Source organism: Polaribacter sp. (assembly GCF_965656025.1).
GTDB lineage: Bacteria > Bacteroidota > Bacteroidia > Flavobacteriales > Flavobacteriaceae > Polaribacter.
Map to the genome: position 1 here is coordinate 1 of NZ_CBFHJT010000108.1, position 4,507 is coordinate 4,507.

4 protein-coding genes are annotated in these 4,507 nt (G+C 29.2%); all 4 read right to left on the reverse strand.

Translation table 11 applies throughout. The annotated features are described in order from the left end of the window. Nucleotides 1–186: 186 nt before the first annotated feature. Entirely contained in the window at nt 187–1,485 is a 1,299-nt protein-coding gene (gene tilS, locus ACTG3S_RS13910) for a tRNA lysidine(34) synthetase TilS (protein ID WP_439129936.1), read from the reverse strand. Between the two features lie 85 nt (nt 1,486–1,570). Beyond that, the gene (locus ACTG3S_RS13915) at nt 1,571–1,813 is read right to left on the reverse strand and encodes a hypothetical protein (protein WP_439129937.1); all 243 of its coding nucleotides are present in this window, start codon (nt 1,811–1,813) and stop codon (nt 1,571–1,573) included. Nucleotides 1,814–1,818: 5 nt separating this feature from the next. Further along, a complete protein-coding gene (gene pabB / locus ACTG3S_RS13920) occupies nt 1,819–3,126 on the reverse strand; it encodes an aminodeoxychorismate synthase component I (RefSeq protein WP_439129938.1) in 1,308 nt (435 codons plus the stop codon). 51 nt (nt 3,127–3,177) lie between these two features. After that, nucleotides 3,178–4,401: an acyloxyacyl hydrolase gene (locus tag ACTG3S_RS13925; RefSeq protein ID WP_439129939.1), complete on the reverse strand. Its 1,224-nt coding sequence runs from the start codon at nt 4,399–4,401 to the stop codon at nt 3,178–3,180. Nucleotides 4,402–4,507: the final 106 nt, after the last annotated feature.

Consider the following 4,507-nt stretch of genomic DNA (forward strand, 5'->3'; position numbering starts at 1 on the left):
TTACTAGTATCATACTGACTATAAAGGGTTAGTTTTTCTGTTTTTGCATTTTCTATTTTACCAGATATAATGGCATAGTCTACTGTTTTTTCTGATTGGCAAGAAAACATTATTAAAATGGTTAATAAAAGGCATAATTTTTTCATAAATAGCTGTTGTTGATTAATTTTAGAAAGGTACAAAATCTTAATTATTCAATATAATTTTTAAACTAGTTTTCAGGCTTTTGTCTAAAAAACGATTATCTTGTCTTTTATTGATCACCCAAATAATATCATTATTTTGGTTACAAAGCAACCAAATTTCTTTTTTTTCTAATAGTGATAATTTTTCGTCTTTAAAGTATTTACTCAATTTCTTTTTTCCTTGCATTCCTGCAGGATAAAAATAATCGCCATTTTGCCATTTTCTTAAAATAAGAGGAAATTTTAATTTTGTTTTATCTACAAAAATACTGTTTGTGGTAGTTATTGATTTTTCCGCAACATTTTCGAAAATTAAATGAATTGGGTCTGTAATTTCTTTGGTGTTTTCTTCGATTTTGTAGGTTATTTCGAGTTTTTTTGAAAAATCTCTTTCAGATAAAATCAACTGATTTCTATCTTTTAATAAAACATGTGTTTTAGAAAAAACTTGTTTACCAGATTGTGCAAAAAGTAAATGGTAAACATCATTCCACTCTGTAAAATTATAGTCTTTTAAAAGTTGATACAAATAGGCTTTCGGATTTGATAAATCTTGGGTTTTTAAAATATCAATTCGAAAAACATCATTTTTTTTGCTGATAACTTCCTTAGAAACATCATCAATTTTATCTTTAATAATTTGCTGACTTTCTTTTAAATTTTCTAATGTTTTAGAAAAGCTATCTAATAAATTCGGATTTATTTCCTTTAAAATAGGTGCAACTTTATGTCTAATTTTATTACGAACATATTTGGTAGAAGCGTTGCTTTTGTCTTCCCTCCAAGAAATATTTTTTTCTTTGGCAAATGCAATGATTTCTTCTCTAGAAAAAGGTAGTAACGGTCGTACAATATTTCCGTTTACAGTTGGTATTCCTGTAAAACCATCTAAACCAGAACCTCTAGTTAAATTAATTAAAAAGGTTTCTAAATTATCATCTGCATGATGTGCTGTGAGTACAAAATCAAACCCTTCTTTTGCAATTAATTCTTGAAACCATTCGTAACGCAATTCTCTTGCAGCTAATTGTATAGAGCCAATGGGTTCTATGGCAAAATGAATGATTCGTGTTTTTAGTTTTAGTTTTTCACCTAAATCAACTACAAATTTTTCGTCTAAATCACTCTCTTCTTCACGTAAGTGAAAGTTGCAATGTGCTAATGAAACATTAAAATTTAAACTAGTTAATAGGTGTGTTAACACCACAGAATCTACACCGCCAGAAATAGCAATTAATAGTTTTTTGTCCTTTAAAAAAGGAAGATTTTTAGCAATATGATTCTTAAGTTTTTCTTCCATCTGTTGCTCAAAAGTACTGAATAATTTAGAAATTATTGTAGTTTGTAATTAGCAGGACCTCACAGGTTTTTAAAACCTGTGAGGTCTATTTTTGACTTTCTTTTTTCAACCAAACACGAATCTCTTTTCGTAAAGACATTTCTGGTTTTGGTAGCGGAATGGTTTTTCCAAATTGTTTACTTCTATTAAATTTAGAAAAGGCAATTTTAAGTTGTTTCCATTCAGTTGGGTGCAATTCTAAAAATTTGTTGAACATATTTTGTTCAGTTGGTTTTTCTGCTAAACTTTCTAAGGTTTTTTGAAACAATTTTTCTTTGTTGGGTATCATAAATATTATTTAGAATTCAGCAACACATATTTCATTGCTTTGGCTTTTAGTAAACACTCTTGGTATTCTTTTTCTGGTGATGATTTTATAGTAATTGCACCACCTACAGAATACGAAATGTAATTTTTTTCTTCGTTATACAAGATACTTCTAATCACTACGTTAAAATCGAAATCTCCTTTTGGTGTAAAATAACCAATAGCACCAGAATATAAGCCACGTTTGGTTTCTTCTAAATTTTCTATAATGTTCATGGCAGAAACTTTGGGTGCACCTGTCATGCTTCCCATAGGAAAAGTACTTTTTATAATTTCTACTGGATGTGTATTTTCTGCAACTTCAGAAACCACTGTAGATATCATTTGGTGCACTTGTTTAAAAGGGTATACTTTACATAATTCTTCTACTTTTACGCTACCAATTATTGCAGTTTTTGATAAATCGTTTCTTACCAAATCTACAATCATTACGTTTTCTGCACGTTCTTTTTCGTCTCTTTGTAAATCAGATGCAATTTTTTCATCATCAATTTTACTAATTAACCTTTTTGCGGTACCTTTTATAGGTTGAGAAATAACTTTTGTGCCTTCTTTTTTAAGATATCTTTCTGGTGATGCACACAAGGCATATTGATGCTCCATTTTTAAGAAACAAGCAAAAGGTGGTTCTGAAATTTTATTTAAATCTTTATAAACTTCTAAAGGATGTATGGTGGCATTTTCTGCATAAAATTCTTGACAAAAGTTGGCTTCATAAATATCACCTCTTTTAATATGTTCTAAAACTTTTTGTACTTTTTGATGATATTCGTCTTTGTGAATACGCAGTTTTATTTTGATGTCACTTTTGTCAACTTGAGCGCAGTCAAACGGTTTTATTTTCTGAATTTCTTCAAAATCACTTTCAATTTCATCAGCAACCATATTTAAATATTGGAACTCTACATTTTTTCCACGGATAAAAATTAGTTTTTGAGGTTGAAAAAAATACAAATCAGCAAAATCTAAATCATCAAAATTATTAGAAGAGAGTTGCTCTATATCGTTTTTTACATCATAAGAAATGTAACCAAAAATAAAGTCATTGGTAATGCTTTGGTATTCTTTTAATTTATCGAAAGCATTGTAATAATCGGTTTTTATAGAAGTGAATTCTTCTACAGCCAAAGCCGCATCAAAATTAGTATATTGTTGTTGGTAATTGTTAGTATCTAACCAAAGAGCCGTATTAAATTGTTGAGACCAGGTTAACAGGTGGTTTTTAAAATTATCTAAGTTATCAACAGAAAAAGTTTGTACAGTTCTTTGTATCATTAAAGCAAAAATACAATTCTTATTTTTTTAAAATAAAAAATGTGTAAGCTTTTAAAAAGTTTTACCAAAAGTAAATTGAATAGGAACGGCGACACCCGAATTTTGAGGAAAAATATTGCCATTAGAATAATGCATAATTCTAAGTTCTGCATTGTAGCTTCGGTTTTTACCAAAGAAAACACCCAAACCCATGGTGTCTTGAAATGTTGTTTTGGGGCCTGTATTTAGTTTGTCTATATTTTTAACAGTTAAAAAAGTAGGTCCAATTACAGAGTAATTGGTGTACATATCAAACCCTTTTTTTCTAAGTAAATAAAAACGCATGGTTGGAAAAATAGAGAAAGCAAAAACATTTTCGTTTGTTGCTTCTGTATTAAAATAGGTAACGCTAACGCCCCAATCTAAAGAAAATAACTTTTGCGTTCTAAAGGCTAATCTTTGATAAGTTATTGAGAAAGATTGTGCTGCTTTTACTTCGCCAACCCAAAAAACGGGAATTCCAAAACTCTCAAAATTGCCTACTTTTAGACTCATACCAAAAAAACGATTGACACCAAAACCTATTGCACTGTTACCATAGCTAACTTGTAAAATATTTTTCGGAAAAAAGTATTTTTTATCATTTGCATAAGCTAAGGCTAATTTTTTATCTATTTTTTGAATGTGATATTCGAAACCAAAAGTAGTTTGCGAAATAGAAGGTTGGTTTTGGGAAGGCCTTTTAGGAATAAATGTTCCATTTAAATTCAATCGCCAACGTTCACTTAATTTATAGTTAAACCCAAAACCATAGATAAAACTTCCAAAATGAGCATCCGGATATATTACTTCGTCATTTATAGAAAAGCCGATTCTGGTGACATTGGCTGCACCAGATTCTGCAAAAAAAGATAATTTTTCTGTAAGATTGATGCTCTTTTTTAGCGTTAAGTACCAGGCGTTAACCCAAACACTTCTATCATAACCAATGTTATTTATATTGTCGTATTTAAACCAAGCAGCAGGTCTAATCACGCCAAACTGTAACGCTAAATCTTCTTTAAGTTTATAACCAAATCCTATTCTTCCAGAAAAATAATTTCTAGAAAACGTATCTGTTTTATAACCATCAATTAAATTATCATTTGTAAAAGGATAAAAAATGCCACCAAAATTTACAGTATAATAAAAGTTTTCTAAAAACTTAGAAGGTTGTGTTTTAGGTTCTTTATCTTCTTGCGATTGCAGTGAAAAACAAATAAGCGATAGAAAAAAAATAGATATGTATTTTTTCATTTGCTAAATGTAAGAAACTTTGCTAAAAGAAAAAGCAACCAAAAAATGGTTGCTTTTAAAATATTTATAAAAATATACTTTATGCATTTAATGGTTTCCCATCCCA

Bases quoted from the DNA above. Each gene is read 5' to 3' on its own strand.
- tilS (WP_439129936.1), bottom strand. From the start codon at position 1,485: ATGGAAGAAAAACTTAAGAATCATATTGCTAAAAATCTTCCTTTTTTA.
- ACTG3S_RS13915 (WP_439129937.1), bottom strand. From the start codon at position 1,813: ATGATACCCAACAAAGAAAAATTGTTTCAAAAAACCTTAGAAAGTTTA.
- pabB (WP_439129938.1), bottom strand. From the start codon at position 3,126: ATGATACAAAGAACTGTACAAACTTTTTCTGTTGATAACTTAGATAAT.
- ACTG3S_RS13925 (WP_439129939.1), bottom strand. From the start codon at position 4,401: ATGAAAAAATACATATCTATTTTTTTTCTATCGCTTATTTGTTTTTCA.